We start from the raw sequence: 15406 nt of genomic DNA on the forward strand, positions 1-15406 counted from the left end.
TTCAGTCCTTAGATGTTTTCAGCTGTTTCGGGAAGTTTCCGCGGATGCGCAAGTGCTTCCAGGTCAGGAAAGGAGATGCCGGCCAGCTCGTTCACTTCAGCCTCCGTCACGGCGCCGCACAGCACGCCGCGGTGGACAAAGCGTGCCAGCGCACGGGCCGTTGCAGGCTCGTCGAGGATTGCGCTTTCGATCTGATGCACGTAGTTGCGAAGACGCTTCGCCGCTGCCGGCAGTCCCTCCCGGTAAAACGCATAGGTGGCGATGAACCGGCTCGGCAGCTGGGCGGGATGGAGGTCCCATCCCTGGTAGTAGCCACGCTCCAGCGAGCGCCGCACCAGCCGGGCATGTAGACCCCACGCCGCGGATACCTCGGCATCGCTGCCGACGGGCAGGATGTTCGTTGAGCCATCGGACAGCCGGACACCGGTACCCGCAACCGCCACCTGCATGACCTGCTTCGCGTAATCGGCTGCGGGATGCTCCATCGACTGGTATTCCGCGGCGATCTGCAGTGAATCGCTGTAGTCGTAGGTGCCGTAGTGCAGTGCAGAGACACGGCCCTCGGCCCGGTGCAGCAGCTGCGCAACAGGTACGGTGCCGTCAGCGGCCAGGATCAGCTGCGGCGTTTCCATCTGTACCTCGAACCGCAGCCTGCCCGGGGCGAGTCCATGCACCGCTTCCAGCCGCTGGCAGGCGAAGACCATCGCCTCAACCTGGGACACCGTCGAAACCTTCGGCAACGTTAGGACCAGGCCGTCGGGCAGCGGACCCTCGGCCAACAGTCCGCCCACAAAGAGATCCAGCGTGCGCAGCGCGCGTCGGCGGGTTGGCTCCTCAAAGCACTTGAACCGGATGCCGATGAACGGCGGAGCAATCCCGTCGCGCACAGCCCGGGCCACCGCGATGGCGGCGCGGGAAGCGTCGGCGTCCTCCTCGTCGTCGGGCCGGTTGCCGTAACCGTCCTCGAAGTCGAGGCGCAGGTCCTCGATCGGCTCAGCGGTGAGCTTCGCGCTCACCAGCGTGCCGACGTCGTCGCTTACGCCCAGAGCAGCGCAGAGCGCATTCATGCCACCGGAGCGCTCGACGGCGGCAGCCGCCTCCCTGCCCCAGTCACCGGGAAGCGAGGGCTGGTACCGGTCCGCCGGTACGTACACCGTGTGGACCGGCTGGCGCGAGCCGTTGTCGCCGGGATAACTGAAGCGCAGAAGCTGGTCCGTGTCCGCGAGCTTCGAATCGATCGCGGCGTAGTCGTCGAAACCGAGAGCGAACTCCACTCAGCTCACCAGCTCGTAGGCGGGAAGAGTCAGGAAGTCCGTGTACTCGTCTGAGACGCAGATGTCCGCGATGAGGCGGCTGGCCGGCTCGTAGAACTTCGTGAAGGCTTCGTCGCCGACTTCGCCGCGCAGCCGCTCGGTTTCCTCTGCGAGGATCGAGTTCACCAGTTCCGGCGTGACCGTGTTGCCGCTGTCCGCGAGCACCACCTTGTTCCGGATCTGCTGCCAGACCTGCGAGCGCGAGATCTCAGCCGTCGCGGCATCCTCCATGAGGTTGTGAATGGCAACAGCTCCATTACCCGAGAGCCATACCGCCACGTACGCGACGGCGACATAGAGGTTGGCACGCAATCCCACCTCGGTGACATCGCCGTCAGCGGATTCGACGTCGAGCAGCTGCTCGGCGGTCACCTCAACCTCAGGCCGCTGCCGGTCGATCTGATTCGGCTTATCCCCCAGAACGGCGTCGAACACTTCGCGACACACGGGCACGAGGTCAGGGTGCGCAACCCAGGAGCCGTCGAATCCGTCGTTGGCTTCGCGGGTCTTGTCCGCGCGGACCTTATCGATGGCCTGGGCGGTGATCTCAGGTTCGCGGCGGTTGGGAATAAACGCCGCCATACCGCCCATGGCAAAAGCGCCCCGGCGATGGCAGGTCTTGACAAGCAGCTCGGTGTACGCCCGCATGAACGGTGCCGTCATCACCACGGACGCACGGTCCGGGAGGATGAAGGACTCCCCGCCGTCACGGAAGTACTTGATGATGCTGAACAGGTAGTCCCAGCGGCCGGCGTTCAGGCCCGAGGCGTGGTCGCGAAGCTCGTAGAGGATCTCGTCCATCTCGAAGGCGGCAGGGATGGTTTCAATGAGCACGGTGGCACGGATAGAGCCCTGCGGAACTCCCACGTAGTCCTGCGCGAACACGAAAACGTCGTTCCACAGCCGGGCCTCGAGATGGCTCTCCAGTTTGGGCAGGTAATAGTACGGGCCGCTGCCGTTCTCCAGCAGGTGCTTGGCGTTGTGGAAGAAATGCAGACCGAAGTCCACCAGGGCGCCGATGGCCGGCTCGCCGTCAATGGTGATGTTCTTCTCGGGCAGGTGCCAGCCACGGGGACGGGCAACAACGACAGCCAGCGGTGCGTCCGTGCGCAGCGCGTACTCCTTGCCCTCCGGTGAGGTGTAGCTGAGTGTGCCACGGGCGGCACCGTGGAGGTTGAGCTGTGAGTCGATGACGTTGTGCCAGGTGGGGGTACTGGCGTCCTCGAGGTCGGCGAGCCAGACTTTGGCGCCGGAGTTCAAAGCGTTGATGGCCATCTTGGCGGGCGACGCCGGGCCGGTCATTTCGACGCGGCGGTCCTGAAGCTGGGCAGGCGCTTCGGCGACGGTCCAGTCGCCTGCGCGGATCTCGGCCGTTTCGGGAAGGAAATCGAGGCGGCCGCTCTGGGCCACGTCCTCGCGGCGCTTGCCGCGCGCGGCCAGGCGCTCGTTCCGTGTGTCACGGAACTGCTGGTGCAGCTTCTCAAGAAACTGGAGCGCCTCTGTGGTGAGGATGGCCTCCGCGCCGGGTGCCGGCGTCGTATCTGTGACTTCAATCGACATGTCCTGCTCCTACTCTGCTGATTCTGCGGCTGAACCCTGATGAGCGGCGTGCGCCGCTGCGGCAACCGCTGCTGCCACATCACCTGCCACGTGCGGATCGAACACGCTCGGGATGATGAAACTGGCATTGAGTTCATCATCGTCCACCCGAGCGGCGATTGCATCCGCTGCGGCAACCAGCATCTGCGGCGTGATGTCGGACGCCCCTGCGTCGAGCAGCCCACGGAAGAAGCCCGGGAAGGCGAGCACGTTGTTGATCTGGTTCGGGAAATCGCTGCGGCCGGTGGCCACTACCGCGGCGTGCCGGGCAGCGACGATGGGGTCGATTTCCGGGTCAGGGTTGGCCATGGCAAAGACGATCGCCTTGTCAGCCATGGACTTCACCTGCTCCTCACCGAGGAGGTTCGGAGCACTGACACCGATGAAGACGTCCGCGCCGTTCAGTGCTTCATGCAGCGTCCCGGAGAAAGCATTCTGGTTGGTGTTCTCGGCAATCCAGCGGCGGTGCTCGTCGGTGTAGTTCTGCCCGCTGTGGATGGCGCCCTTGCGGTCACACGCCACGATGTTCTTCGCACCCTGGGCCTGCAGCAGCTGGATGATGGCTGATCCGGCGGCGCCGACGCCGGAAACGACAATCCGCACGTTCTCGATCTTCTTGTCCACAACGCGGAGGGCATTGGTCAGCGCGGCCAGCGTCACAATGGCGGTGCCGTGCTGGTCATCGTGGAAGACGGGAATATCCAGCTCCTCGCGCAGCCGGTTCTCAATCTCGAAGCACCGGGGAGCTGCGATGTCTTCGAGGTTCACTCCGCCGTAGACGGGCGCGAGTGCCTTGACGATGCTGATGATCTCTTCGGTGTCCTGGGTATCGAGGCAGACCGGCCAGGCATCCACGTTGGCGAACTGCTTGAAGAGTGCGGCCTTGCCCTCCATGACGGGCAGTGCGGCGGCGGGGCCGATATTGCCCAGCCCGAGCACCGCTGAGCCGTCCGTCACCACAGCGACGGTGTTGCGCTTGACGGTGAGGCGGCGGGCGTCGTCGGGGTTTTCTGCAATTGCCATACAGACGCGTGCGACGCCGGGAGTGTAGGCGCGGGAGAGGTCGTCCCGGTTACGCAGGGGAACCTTGGGGACAACCTCGAGCTTCCCGCCGAGGTGCATCAGGAAGGTGCGGTCGCTCAGCTTCTTCACGTTCACGCCGTCGAGGGCGTTGAGGGCGTCACGGACGCGCTCGCCGTGAGCAGCGTCGGTGGTGTTGCAGCTGACGTCCACCACGATGCTGTCATGGTGCGACTCAGTGACATCGAGCGCAGTGATCGATGCACCGGCGGAGCCGACGGCGGCGGCCAGCTCAGCAGTAGCTGTGAAGCTCGACGGCGCCTGAACGCGCAGGGTGATTGAGTAACCGGGGCTAGGACTCGCCATTGATGATCCTCCAGATAAGTTATTTCGTATTGTGGATATTATTATCTACTAAGTGGAATTGCAAGCGGGGCGCCTTGGGGGCCGGAGCATAGAAACGGCCCGGAGGTGCAGGACTGCCGGTTCGAACCGGCGGGGCCGCACTTGCGGGCAGTTTCTGCGCCGAGGGCCGCACGGGCCCACGGCCCCAACACCAATTTCCACTCTGCGGAAGTAGGGTATCTTTGGAGAAGTTATTCCGCTGTGCGGATAGTTTCTAGCAAGGAGTGCCAAATGGCCGAGAAGGCTGCAGGTGGCGGCGTCCAGTCGGTGGAGCGCGTGTTTGAACTGCTGGAGTTGATTACCGACGCCGGCGGTGAGGTCACGCTGAGCGAGCTCTCCTCCTCTACGGATCTCCCCCTGCCCACGATCCACCGGCTCCTGCGCACCCTGGTGATGAAGGGCTACGCCCGGCAGCTCCCCAACCGACGCTACGCCCTAGGCCCCCGCTTGATTCGCCTCGGCGAGGGCGCCAACAAGCAGCTCGGCGCGCTGGCGCGTCCCCAGCTGAAAATGCTCGTGGACCGGTTGGGCGAGACCTCGAACATGGCGGTGCTCGACTCCGACATGGTCGTTTACATTGCTCAGGTGCCGTCGTCGCACTCCATGCGCATGTTCACCGAAGTGGGGCGCCGGGCGCATACCCATGACACCGGCGTCGGGAAGGCCATCCTGGCCCAGCTCGACAATGAGACCGTGCGCAACATCGTGACCAGGGCTGGCATGCCCACGCCCACGGAGAAGAGCATCAAGTCCGTGGACCAGCTCCTCTCCGAGCTCGACAACATCCGCGAGCGCGGCTACTCCATTGATGAGCAGGAGCAGGAACTGGGGGTTCGCTGTTTCGCGATGGCCGTGCCCAACGCTCCTACCCCTACTGCCATCTCCGTCTCAGGACCAATCTCCCGCGTGGACGAAGGGTTCGCTGACAAGGCCATTCCACTGCTGCGCTCCGCCGCGCAGGCGATCTCGGATGACCTCAACCTCGCAAGTTAGGTGCAGCCAGTAGAGTGCCACCCATGAATGACAAGAAGGTTCTGCACCGCTACCTGCGCTTGCGCCGCGCTGACCTGCTCGCGAAAGTGGACGGCCTCGGCGACTATGACGCGCGCCGGCCACTGACCCCCACGGGCACCAACCTGCTGGGCCTCGTGAAGCACGTCGCCAGCGTGCAGCTGGGTTACTTCGGTGAGGTTTTCAACCGGCCCAGCGGCCGGAAGCTGCCGTGGTTCGACGACGACGCCGCCCCGGAAGCCGATCTGTGGCTCACCGCTGAGGAGACCCGGGAGGAGATCATCGAGCTGCACCACTTCTCCGCGGCGCACACTGACGCCACCATCGAGGCACTGCCGCTCGACGCCGTCGGGGAGGTCCCATGGTGGGCACCTGAGCGCCGGCAGGTGACCTTGCAGCAGATGCTCGTGCACATGTGCGTTGAGACGGCCCAGCACCTCGGGCACGCTGACATTCTGCGTGAACAGCTCGACGGCGCCACTGGCCGCGGGCCGGATGACCCCAATATGCCGCAGCGCAGCGCCGATGAATGGGCTGAGCACTGGGAGCGGATCGAGACGGCGGCACGCCATGCCGAGCAGGGCGCCACCTGACCCCCTCGCCGCAAAGCTGCTGCGGAAGTATCGCCGGCCGCATACCATTCCATGCAGGTTTGGAGCGCTGGTACGGCGTGTCCTCCAAGACACGCCGAAGATAGGGGGCGTTGGCCAGCAAACCTGCACACAGCGGTTTCGTATCCCGCCAATCGTGCGCGGAACGGGCGTGGATGCAGCGCTTCACCGCCCAGACAGGATAGCGTGGGATCCCGTGGCCAGACTCGGAGGTAAGTCGATCTCCAGGGCTGCCGTCCTTGTCGCCGGGCTGACTGCAGTTTCCACGCTCCTCGGGTTCCTGCGCGACGTCGTCATAGCAGCAATCTTCGGGGCGGGTGCCGAGCTCGACGCCTATCTCGTGGCGCAGGGGCTGATGAACATCGTGCTGGGCCTGGTTGCCTACGCGATGGCCCGCTCCGCAACACCCGTGGTCTCCCGGGAAGCAGCGGTTGAAGACGGCAACTGCAGGGGACACACCGGCTTCGATGTCGCCTTCACCCTCACCATGGTGGTGCTCGGGATCGGCGGCGTGGTCATGGCGATCTTCGCCGGTCCTGTGGCCTCGCTGCTCGCACCAGGATTCGACGCCGAGACCACAGCCACAGCTGCCACGCTCACGCGCATCGTGCTGGTGGCAACGGTGCTCGTGGCGGGTACCGATCTGCTGGCCGCACTGGCCCAGTCGCACGGACGCTTCGCCTGGGCATCCCTCCAGGGCGTCCCGTTCAACCTGATCATGATCGCGGCGGCCGGGCTCTTCGGCCCCCGCTACGGCATTGCGGCTCTCGCCGTGGGATTCGTTGTGGGCTCCGGCGCACGGCTCCTGCTGCAGTTGCCCCCGCTGCGCAGCCTCGGCACACGGGTGCGCCCCCGCCTGCAGCTGAAGGATCCAGGCTTCCGGGAGATCGCCGTACTGGTCCCGGCAATGCTGGTCGGCAGCGCCGTCGGGAATGTGAACACACTGGTGGACCGGGCGGTGGGTTCCACGCTTGAGGAGGGCGCTATCACTGCGCTGTCCTACGGTTGGCGGCTAGTAAACCTCCCCGAACAGCTGCTGATCGCGTCCCTGCTCGTGCCGCTGTATCCGGCGATCAGCGCTTCGGTGCGCGATCTTCCAGAGCTCAGGCGGCTCGTGAACCGCGGCCTCTCAGTGACTGTGACCATCCTGGTTCCACTCTGCGTTGTCCTGGCGGTCGCTGCGGAGCCGCTCGTGGAAGTGGCCTTCGGCCGTGGCGCCTTTTCCCCGGAGGACATCGAGGCCACCGCCACCGCAGTGCTCTGGTACGCGCCGGCACTCCTGGCCCTGGGCATCCGCCAGGTAGTAGTGAGTACCGCGTACGCCCTGGGCGACGCCAGGGCTCCCGTAGTGATCTCCGTGCTGGCCATGGTGGTCAACGTTGTGGGTGACATTCTGCTGGCACCGGTGATGGGAGTCGCAGGCATTGCGCTGGCCACCAGCGCCTCACTGGTCCTCGCCGCCGTTGCGAATGCGTGGCTTCTCAGAAGCAGGCACGACGGCGTGAACCTGCGCGAGGCTTTCGTCCTCCTTCTCCGCGCTGCCCTGTTGGCGGCTGTTGCCGGTGCTGTCGGGGTTGTCCTGGCGAGCCTCGTTGCCGGTCCGGCGCTGATGACGTCCGTCGTCGTGGTGTTTGGGGTGTGCGGCACCTACGCGCTCGGGCTGGTTGTGCTGCGTGCTCCGGAGGGCCGGGTGCCCCTCGACATGCTGCGGGCGGCACGACGCCGCTGAGCGGGGGTGCTGCCTTCGACGCTGTTGCTTACTAGACGCTGTTGCTTATGCGGCGGACGGGCGAAGCGTCACCGGTTTGTCCCGCGTGAACCGCGCAAAAATCAGGTTCAGGGTGGGGCCCGGATCCTTCACGTCCCACACACTGTGCTGTGCACGGCTTGCCCAACGGACGGTGTCGATGAGGTCCGCGGCAAGCCCGCCCCGCCGCTCGATGCGCGCGCGGCGTAAATCTCCCGCAGTCCACGCGTACCTAAAGCCGGCGGGCGCGTCCGCAAGATGCGGCACCGTCTCGCCCAGAGCCAGCCTGCCCCATGCGTCGGCCAGGCCGGGGCGGGCTGCATTGGTGAGAGCGATGGACCCGAAGAACCGGCCGTTGAAGTCGATCAGGTGGGAAACGCCGTCGTCGTCTGTCAAGAACTGTAACTCCACCAGTCCCCACCAGCCGATCTCCGTAAGCAGCGCGTCAACCTGTTGCGCCAGCACCGCGTCGACTGCGACTGTCTGTGCACGAGCTGACGCTCCGTTGGGTGTGGGCCAGAGCCGCGGCGTTTCCTGCTGGACCCTTCCTTCAAGGCGGCCGTCGCGGAAAAAGCCGATGAGCGCACCGAGTTGTCCTCGTATGGGCTCCTGGAGGAGCGGCTCAGCGCCGAGTTCCTCCATGTGGTTGACGCGTTCCTTGGCGGCGGTCATGCTGTCGAACAACCGCGCCTCGATGCGGTGCGGCCTCGTCTGCCCCGGAGACCAGTGCGCACGCGACTTCACCACAACGGGACCCTCCCAGTCAGCGATCGCCTCCGGCGTGGCAGGCACTGTGCGGGGCGCCGCCAGTCCCACCCGGCCGGCGCTCTCCGCGAGCAGGACCTTGTCCAGCGCCCGCTCGACCGCGTCCGGGGAAGGGTGTGCCACCGTCGTCGGGATTTGGTGCCGGTAGGTTGCGAGCGCAGCCATCCAGTCGTCGCCGCCGCCGAAAACCACGTCATACCCGCCGGCCTTCACCGCGGCCGCTACTCCGTTGATGAAGGCCTTACCGTCGCCTCGGGGACGAGGAACTGTGTGACAGACGGCGACGGCGCGTGAGGAGCAGAGCATCCCCCTTCCCTCAGGCGTGCCCACCCCCACGGTCCAACCGGCTGCGCGCAGCGAACGAGCGGCCGCGAGCGCACCGCGGTCACGGGATGTGCTGACGATCAGTGCACGGCGGTGCGCGTGTGAAGCGTCATCAATTCTGGGCTGCGTGTCCACACGGCCTTCCGATAGGCGGGAAACGTCTTGTCCCAGCCTAGGAAGCGCAGATGAGAAACAGATGATAGAGCGATTGAACGGCGAGTCGCAAGCACCGGAACCGCCCTGGCAGGCGGAAGGTCTTCCGGAAAAGTGCATCCTCTGCATGCACTGCATGCGCCTGCCAGGATCAGGGGTGCTGCAGCTTTCAGCCAACCAGCCGCCGTGCTGCTGCCGTGTGCTCAGCGATCAGCGATTCGAGATCCAGCCCGACAACGACGCCGTCCTCCACCCGCCATTGGCCACCGATCATCACCCGGTCGGCGCGGTCAGCACCGCAGAGCAGCAGCGCCGACAGAGGGTCGTGGCTGCCCGAGAATCGAAGGTCATCCAGCCGGAACATCGCAAGGTCAGCCTGTTTGCCCACAGCCAGTTCCCCGATGTCGCTCCGGCCAAACGCGGCGGCCGATCCGCGCGTTGCCCACCCCAGAGCACGGGAAGGGGTGGCGCGCTCGGCGCCGTACCGCAGCCGTTGGATATAGAGAGCCTGGCGCGCTTCGAGGATCAGATTGGATGCATCGTTGGAGGCGGACCCATCCACACCAAGGCCCACCGCTACGCCGGCCTCCTCGAGTTCGATGGCCCGGCAGATCCCTGAGGCCAGGCGCATATTCGACGTTGGGCAATGCGCTACGCCGACTCCCGCGGCTCCGAGCTGGGCAATCTCGCCGGCGTCGAAGTGGATGCCGTGCGCCAACCAGGTTCTCGGCCCCAACCAGCCGACGCTGTCGAGGTACTCGACCGTCCTCATGCCAAACCGCTCCCGGCAGAAGTCTTCCTCGTCGAGCGTCTCAGCGAGATGGGTGTGCAACCGGACGTCGTGAGAGCTGGCCAGCGCCGCGCTGGCCTTCATGATCTCCGTCGTGACCGAGAATGGTGAGCACGGCGCCAGCGCAATCTGGACCTGAGCGCCTGCACAGCGCTCGTGGTACTGCTGGATAAGCCTCTCGCTGTCGGCGAGTATCACTTCCGGGTCCTGCACTGTCTGCTGGGGCGGCAGGCCGCCGTCGTCCTCCCCCAGTGTCATGGAACCGCGCGTCAGGGTGGCGCGCATGCCGAGCCTGCGCACCACCGACACCTGCACATCGATCGATTCCTCCATGCCGCCCGGGAACAGGTAGTGGTGATCCGCGGCCGTGGTGCACCCGGAGAGGAGGAGCTCAGCGAGCGCCGCAGTCGTCGCCAGTTCGAGATCACGGGGCGTGAGCCGCGCCCATACCGGGTAGAGGTTCACCAGCCAGGGGAAAAGCGGCACGTTGACCACCGGCGCCCACGCGCGGGTGAGTGTCTGGTAGAAGTGGTGATGCGTATTGATGAGTCCGGGAAGCACCACGTGGCTCCGGGCGTCGAAGACGGAGTCGTACCGGGCGGCCGGCGTTGCTCCCGTCCGGACCAGTTCCACAATGGCGGCGCCTTCGATCACGAGTCCACCTCCGGCGTCGGATTCATTCGCGGTGAAGATGGCGAGCGGGTCTCGCACCCAGATGCGTTGCATGATTGGATTTCCGTTCCGTGATTGTCAGGGGATGACGTTTAAGGGGCACGAAACGGCACAGGACCACCGCGTGACGGCGGGGTGTGCCGTCAGCTCAGTGGTCCTGTCTGCTGATCCAGGTTTGTGGTCCCTGCCTGCCCTGACTCTCGCCAGGGCAGGCAGGGATCCAAGTCAGTGCTGGTGCCTTGGAGTCTCGTCGCAGATTTTGCGAATGTCCTCGACGCAGCTGATCTCGCCGTTATCGAGTTTCTGCTTGACTACGGTGTACTGCGCCGCGGTCACTACGGGGATCTCGGTACCGTCCGCTGCCACGAGCTTGCCGCCCTGGAAGCTGTCGCCGTCCTGGAGGGCGGTGAGTTCATCTTCCCGCACCATGCGCGGTGGGCTGGCAACAAAGACGGAAGCGCGCTCCGGATTACCGGCCTTGAGGTGGTTGAAGAGCAGGTTCATCAGCACTGCCATGATGGCCGCCGAGCTGATCCCAGAGTGGAAGATGATGCCGAACCAGGTGGGGAAGGCGTCGTAGAAGGTGGGAGACACAACGGGAATTGTGCCGAACGCGAGCGCCACCGCAACGATCACGAGGTTCATGTTGCCCTCGTAGTCCACCTTTGCCAACGTGCGGATGCCGCTCGCTGCCACAGTGCCGAAGAGAACGATGCCAGCTCCGCCGAGTACCGGCGTCGGAACTGCGGCAACCAGGCGTCCGAGGATGGGCAGGAGCCCAAGGATAACCATGATGAGGCCGCCCGCGGCCACGACGTAGCGGCTGCGGATACCCGTGATTGCCACCAGGCCCACGTTCTGCGCGAAGGCAGTCTGGGGGAACGAGTTGAAGATCGGGGCGACGGCGCTGGAGAGCATATCGGCGCGGAGGCCGTCGGCGATACGGCGTGAGTCGACCTTGGTCCGAGCGATTTCACCGACGGCGAGGATGTCCGCCGTGGTTTCAGTCATGCAGACCAGGATCACGATGGTCATCGAAATGATCGCTGCGATATCAAAGACAGGCCAGCCGAAGGCGAACGGCTGCGGGAAGGCGAAGATGGCGCCCTCAGCGACGTTGGAGAAATCGGCGAGACCCAGGAGCGCCGCGATGATGGTGCCTGCCACAATGGCGAGCAGGATCGACAGGCGGGAGATAGCCGCGCTGCCCAGCTTGCTCATGAGGAGAACCAGAGCCAGCGTTCCGGCGGCCAGCCCGATGTTCGTGAGGCTGCCGTAGTTGTCAGCGTTGCGGTTTCCGCCCATTGCCCAGTTGGCAGCGACAGGCATGAGGGTCAGCCCGATGGTGGTGATGATCACGCCGGTCACTACCGGCGGGAAGAATCGGATGATCTTCGCGAAGAACGGCGCAAGGACCAGACCGATTACGGAGGCCACGAGGACTGCGCCGAAGATGGTCTGTAGCCCTCCACCGCCGCTGATGATCGCAGTCATGGTGGCAACGCCTGCAAAGGAGACGCCCTGCACCAGCGGGAGCTGCGAGCCGAAGAACTTCACACCGTAGCTCTGCAGGATAGTCGCGGCGCCGCCCACGAAGAGGCAGGAGGCAATCAGGACGGCGATGTCGTCCTGGGATACGCCGGCGGCAGTTCCGACGATGAGCGGAACGGCGATGATTCCGCCGTACATGGTGAGGACGTGCTGGAACCCGTAGGCGAACGATCGTCCGAGGGGCAGCCGTTCATCCTCGGGGCGCTGGGGTTTAGCCTGATGTTTCATAGAGCTGACTGCTTTCATGAGTATGACTTCCTTGTCTCACATGAGTAGTGGGGTGAACGGCCGGACACGGGCTTGTGTCCGGCCATTCGCGGTTGGGGCAGCGGTTCCTCCGAGTTCGGAGACCCCTGACGGTCCGCCCCAGCCGTTTTCTCAGCAGAAGCCGGGGATGTTTGCCCAGATTGCTGCTTCGTTGGTTGATCCTTCGGCGCGCTCGCGTTCTACGGTCGCCTCGATCAGTCCGTACGGCCGGTCGGCCGCGAAGAAGACCTCGCCCGGGTTGTCGACGCCGAACGGCTCGAGATCCACGAGGAAGTGGTGCTTGTTCGGCAGGGAGAGCTTGATCTCCTCGATTTCCGGATGTGCCTCCAGTGCCTGCTTGCCCATCTGGAACATGGTCTGCTGCAGAGCGAGCGAGTGGGTCTGGGCGAAAGCATCGAGGAAGATCTTGCGAACGCTGGCATACACCGCGTTGAAGTCGATGTCCGTGGTATTTGCTGCGTAGCGCCAACGGGCGGTCACATCGGTCGCGAGGATGCGGTCCGTGGTTTCCTGCAGAGTGGTGTACTGATCCCGCGGGAACCCGTGGAACTCAGAGCCGGTCGACTTCAATACGGTCAGATCCTCGATTCCGGCGACGATGTGGCGCGTGCCGTTCTCAATGAGCAGCACAGCCGTGCGGGTCTCCGACTTGTTGCGCGAGAACGCGTGATCGTGGTCGCTGATGCGGTCCCAGAAGTACTGCTCCGCCTCCCAGCGTCCGCCGGAAACCCAGTCGAAGCTTTCGGTGAAGTGCTTGCCGAGGCGCAGGAGGAACTGCTCAGGAGAGCCGATACCTTCACGGGAGAACGCGTACACCGTGTTCTTCTGCGTGTCTGTGGCGACAACGTGTGAGTTGTCTCCCTCGGTGTGGGCGGTCTCGAAGTCGCCGTGCAGCTGTGAGGTGACGTTCAGGTCCTCGATCTGGTGCCGCGCAGTGTCGCGGGTGATCTTCACGAGCCTGCATTCGGCCTTGCCGTACTGGTTCCGGCCCAGGACGATGCGGCCGCTGTTGCCCGCGGTGTTCTCGTTGGTGTTGGCGTTTGTTTCGATGGTCGGTGTCGTCATTGTCAGCTTCCTCGGTAGGTGGAATAGGCGAAGGGACTAATCAGGAGCGGCACGTGATAGTGCTGCGCCGGGTCGGTAAGTTCAAAGATCAGTGAGACGGAGGGGAAGAATGTTTCCGTGCCGGTCGCCGCGAAGTAGGTGCCGGTCTGGAAGTCAATCCGGTAAGTGCCCGCCTCCAGCGCTTCAGGGCCCAGGGAGGTGATGCGGCCGTCGTCGTCGGTGTTTCCCTCCCCGATGTCCTCCCAACCATCCGCACCCAGCCGGTGCAGTGCGGCAGCGACGCCGGCGGCGGGACGTCCCGTACCGGTGTCGAGCACGTGGGTGGTTATGTGGCTGCGGCTCATGCTGCGAGGACCCCCTTGAGTCGAAGGATGGCGATTTCACGCAGTTGCTGGGCGATGATTTCCAGCTCCTGCGCGGGCGTATTCTGCAGCCGCTCATCGAGAGCGGCGAGGATGTCCTCGGCGCTTCGACCGGCGGCCCGGATGAGGAAAACCCTCCCGAACTTCTCCTCGTAGGCACGGTTGCCTGCCTGGAGCGCGGTCTGGGTTTCGACGGCGGTGCTGACGCCGGCCTGCTCACCACGCGACATGGTGGCTTCAGTGGTATTCCCCTGCGCCCGGTCACCGATGCGCGGGTGATGCGCCAGGGCGCCGTCGATCTCGACTTCCGTCCAGGGATAGGCTGCCTTTTCGGCGAACGCAATCAGGTCGGCTTCCGAGGAGAAGGGCCGCGCGTCCACGATGGCCTCAACCCAGCGCGGGATGTCAACGCATGGCGTGAGTTGGGCAGCGGCCACTTCGGGGGTACAGGTATTGAGGGTTGCAAGAGGCATGGGTGTCAGCTTTCTATGAAGCGCTATCGCCAGCGCTGAACACCCTTACCCTCGAACGAATTCGATTTGACTCGATGTTTCCGGCGACAGTCCAGGAACCGTGTGGCTCTGGTTCAGTTTCTATATGGTGGAATTTTTATTCCGATTTCATTGTAGCCCTGATCACATGGTAGCTGTCAAGCGTTACCTGGATCACATGATAGAGCTGCTTCCCTGCACCAGGCCACCACCGCGTAAATGGTGGAAGATGGGCCTATGGATGCCACCGCCGCATTGAATGAGATCGCCTTCTGGCTGGAACGGGAACTGGCTCCGAGTTTCAAGGTTCAGGCGTTCCGCAAGGCCGCAGCGGCCATTGCCGAGCTGGAGCCCGACGAACTCGCACAACGCGCCCGCGACGGCCGGCTCAAGCGGATGAAGGGCATCGGAGCGCGCTCCCATGAGGTCATCACCCAAGCGCTCAACGGTGAAGTGCCGGCCTATCTCGCCGACCTCCGCGAGCGCTCGAAAGAAGCCCTGGTCAGCGGCGGCTCGGAGCTGAGGGCCCTCCTCCGCGGTGACCTGCACAGTCACAGCGACTGGTCCGACGGCGGGAGTCCCATCCCGCTCATGGTCGACGCCGCGCGTGCGCTCAATCATGAATACCTGGCGCTCACGGACCACTCCCCCACCCTGAAGATCGCGAACGGCCTGAGCGCGGAGCGCCTCACGGAGCAACTCCAGATCGTGGACCAGATCAACAACGACGACGGCGGCAACGGCTTCCGCCTTTTGAAGGGCATCGAGGTGGACATCCTTGAAGACGGAACACTGGATCAGTCGCCGGAGATGCTCGATGAGCTGGACATCGTTGTCGCCAGTGTCCACTCCAAGCTGCGCTCCGACCGCCGCACCATGACCGCACGCATGCTGGGCGGCATTCGCGATCCCCATACCAACGTCCTTGGCCACTGCACGGGCCGTCTTGTCCAGGGTTCCCGCGGCCAGCGTCCACAGTCCGAGTTCGACGCCCGGAAGGTGTTCACCGCCTGTGCCGAGAACAACGTAGCGGTGGAGATCAATTCACGTCCCGAGCGGCAGGATCCGCCGGATGACCTGATCCAGCTGGCACTCGAAGCCGGATGTCTCTTCAGCATCGACAGCGACGCGCACGCCCCCGGTCAGCTGGATTTCCTCCAGTACGGGGCGGAGCGCGCCGAAACGAACGGCGTGCCGGCGGACCGCATCATTACGACGTGGCCGCTGGACAAGCTGCTCGCCTGGGCGCGCTCCTGAGAG

At 64.6% G+C, this 15406-nt stretch carries 13 protein-coding genes; 4 read left to right on the plus strand and 9 right to left on the minus strand.

The genetic code is table 11. The features are described 5' to 3' along the window. Window positions 1–8: 8 nt before the first annotated feature. The 3 genes from AC1MBU_RS01475 to AC1MBU_RS01485 are packed head-to-tail and all read right to left on the minus strand — an operon-like array spanning window position 9 to window position 4298. On the minus strand, window positions 9–1274 hold the full coding sequence (locus tag AC1MBU_RS01475; RefSeq protein WP_479788262.1) for a DUF6986 family protein: 1266 nt from the start codon (window positions 1272–1274) through the stop codon (window positions 9–11). Continuing rightward, on the minus strand, window positions 1275–2873 hold the full coding sequence (aceB, locus tag AC1MBU_RS01480; RefSeq protein ID WP_479788263.1) for a malate synthase A: 1599 nt from the start codon (window positions 2871–2873) through the stop codon (window positions 1275–1277). Window positions 2874–2882: 9 nt separating this feature from the next. Further along, on the minus strand, window positions 2883–4298 hold the full coding sequence (locus AC1MBU_RS01485) for an NAD-dependent malic enzyme (RefSeq protein ID WP_277357566.1): 1416 nt from the start codon (window positions 4296–4298) through the stop codon (window positions 2883–2885). A gap of 270 nt (window positions 4299–4568) precedes the next feature. On the opposite strand from AC1MBU_RS01485, the gene AC1MBU_RS01490 reads away from it, so the two are divergent. From AC1MBU_RS01490 to murJ, 3 genes are all read left to right on the plus strand, one after another. Beyond that, the gene (locus tag AC1MBU_RS01490) at window positions 4569–5330 is read left to right on the plus strand and encodes an IclR family transcriptional regulator (protein WP_277357567.1); all 762 of its coding nucleotides are present in this window, start codon (window positions 4569–4571) and stop codon (window positions 5328–5330) included. 23 nt (window positions 5331–5353) lie between these two features. Further along, window positions 5354–5941, plus strand: coding sequence for a DinB family protein (locus AC1MBU_RS01495; protein WP_479788264.1), 588 nt, complete (start codon window positions 5354–5356; stop codon window positions 5939–5941). A gap of 214 nt (window positions 5942–6155) precedes the next feature. Then, window positions 6156–7688: a murein biosynthesis integral membrane protein MurJ gene (gene murJ, locus AC1MBU_RS01500; RefSeq protein WP_479788265.1), complete on the plus strand. Its 1533-nt coding sequence runs from the start codon at window positions 6156–6158 to the stop codon at window positions 7686–7688. A gap of 45 nt (window positions 7689–7733) precedes the next feature. Here murJ and AC1MBU_RS01505 read toward each other — a convergent pair whose 3' ends face one another. From AC1MBU_RS01505 to uraD, 6 genes are all read right to left on the minus strand, one after another. Then, entirely contained in the window at window positions 7734–8930 is a 1197-nt protein-coding gene (locus AC1MBU_RS01505) for an ATP-grasp domain-containing protein (RefSeq protein WP_479788266.1), read from the minus strand. Between the two features lie 187 nt (window positions 8931–9117). Further along, a complete protein-coding gene (locus AC1MBU_RS01510; RefSeq protein ID WP_479788267.1) occupies window positions 9118–10464 on the minus strand; it encodes an 8-oxoguanine deaminase in 1347 nt (448 codons plus the stop codon). A gap of 171 nt (window positions 10465–10635) precedes the next feature. After that, complete coding sequence (locus tag AC1MBU_RS01515) at window positions 10636–12207, minus strand: nucleobase:cation symporter-2 family protein (protein WP_479788268.1); 1572 nt, start codon at window positions 12205–12207, stop codon at window positions 10636–10638. 132 nt (window positions 12208–12339) lie between these two features. Continuing rightward, the gene (gene pucL, locus AC1MBU_RS01520; RefSeq protein WP_277357573.1) at window positions 12340–13293 is read right to left on the minus strand and encodes a factor-independent urate hydroxylase; all 954 of its coding nucleotides are present in this window, start codon (window positions 13291–13293) and stop codon (window positions 12340–12342) included. A gap of 2 nt (window positions 13294–13295) precedes the next feature. Next, entirely contained in the window at window positions 13296–13637 is a 342-nt protein-coding gene (gene uraH, locus AC1MBU_RS01525; protein WP_277357574.1) for a hydroxyisourate hydrolase, read from the minus strand. After that, the gene (uraD, locus tag AC1MBU_RS01530) at window positions 13634–14128 is read right to left on the minus strand and encodes a 2-oxo-4-hydroxy-4-carboxy-5-ureidoimidazoline decarboxylase (protein WP_479788269.1); all 495 of its coding nucleotides are present in this window, start codon (window positions 14126–14128) and stop codon (window positions 13634–13636) included. The genes uraH and uraD overlap by 4 nt, the downstream gene beginning before the upstream one ends. A gap of 255 nt (window positions 14129–14383) precedes the next feature. Here uraD and AC1MBU_RS01535 point away from each other — a divergent pair, with 255 nt between their 5' ends. Beyond that, window positions 14384–15403 carry a PHP domain-containing protein gene (locus AC1MBU_RS01535; protein WP_479788270.1) on the plus strand — a complete coding sequence of 340 codons (1020 nt, stop codon included), beginning with the start codon at window positions 14384–14386 and terminating at the stop codon, window positions 15401–15403. Window positions 15404–15406 lie beyond the last annotated feature (3 nt).

This window comes from Arthrobacter sp. PTI12, from assembly GCF_056679915.1.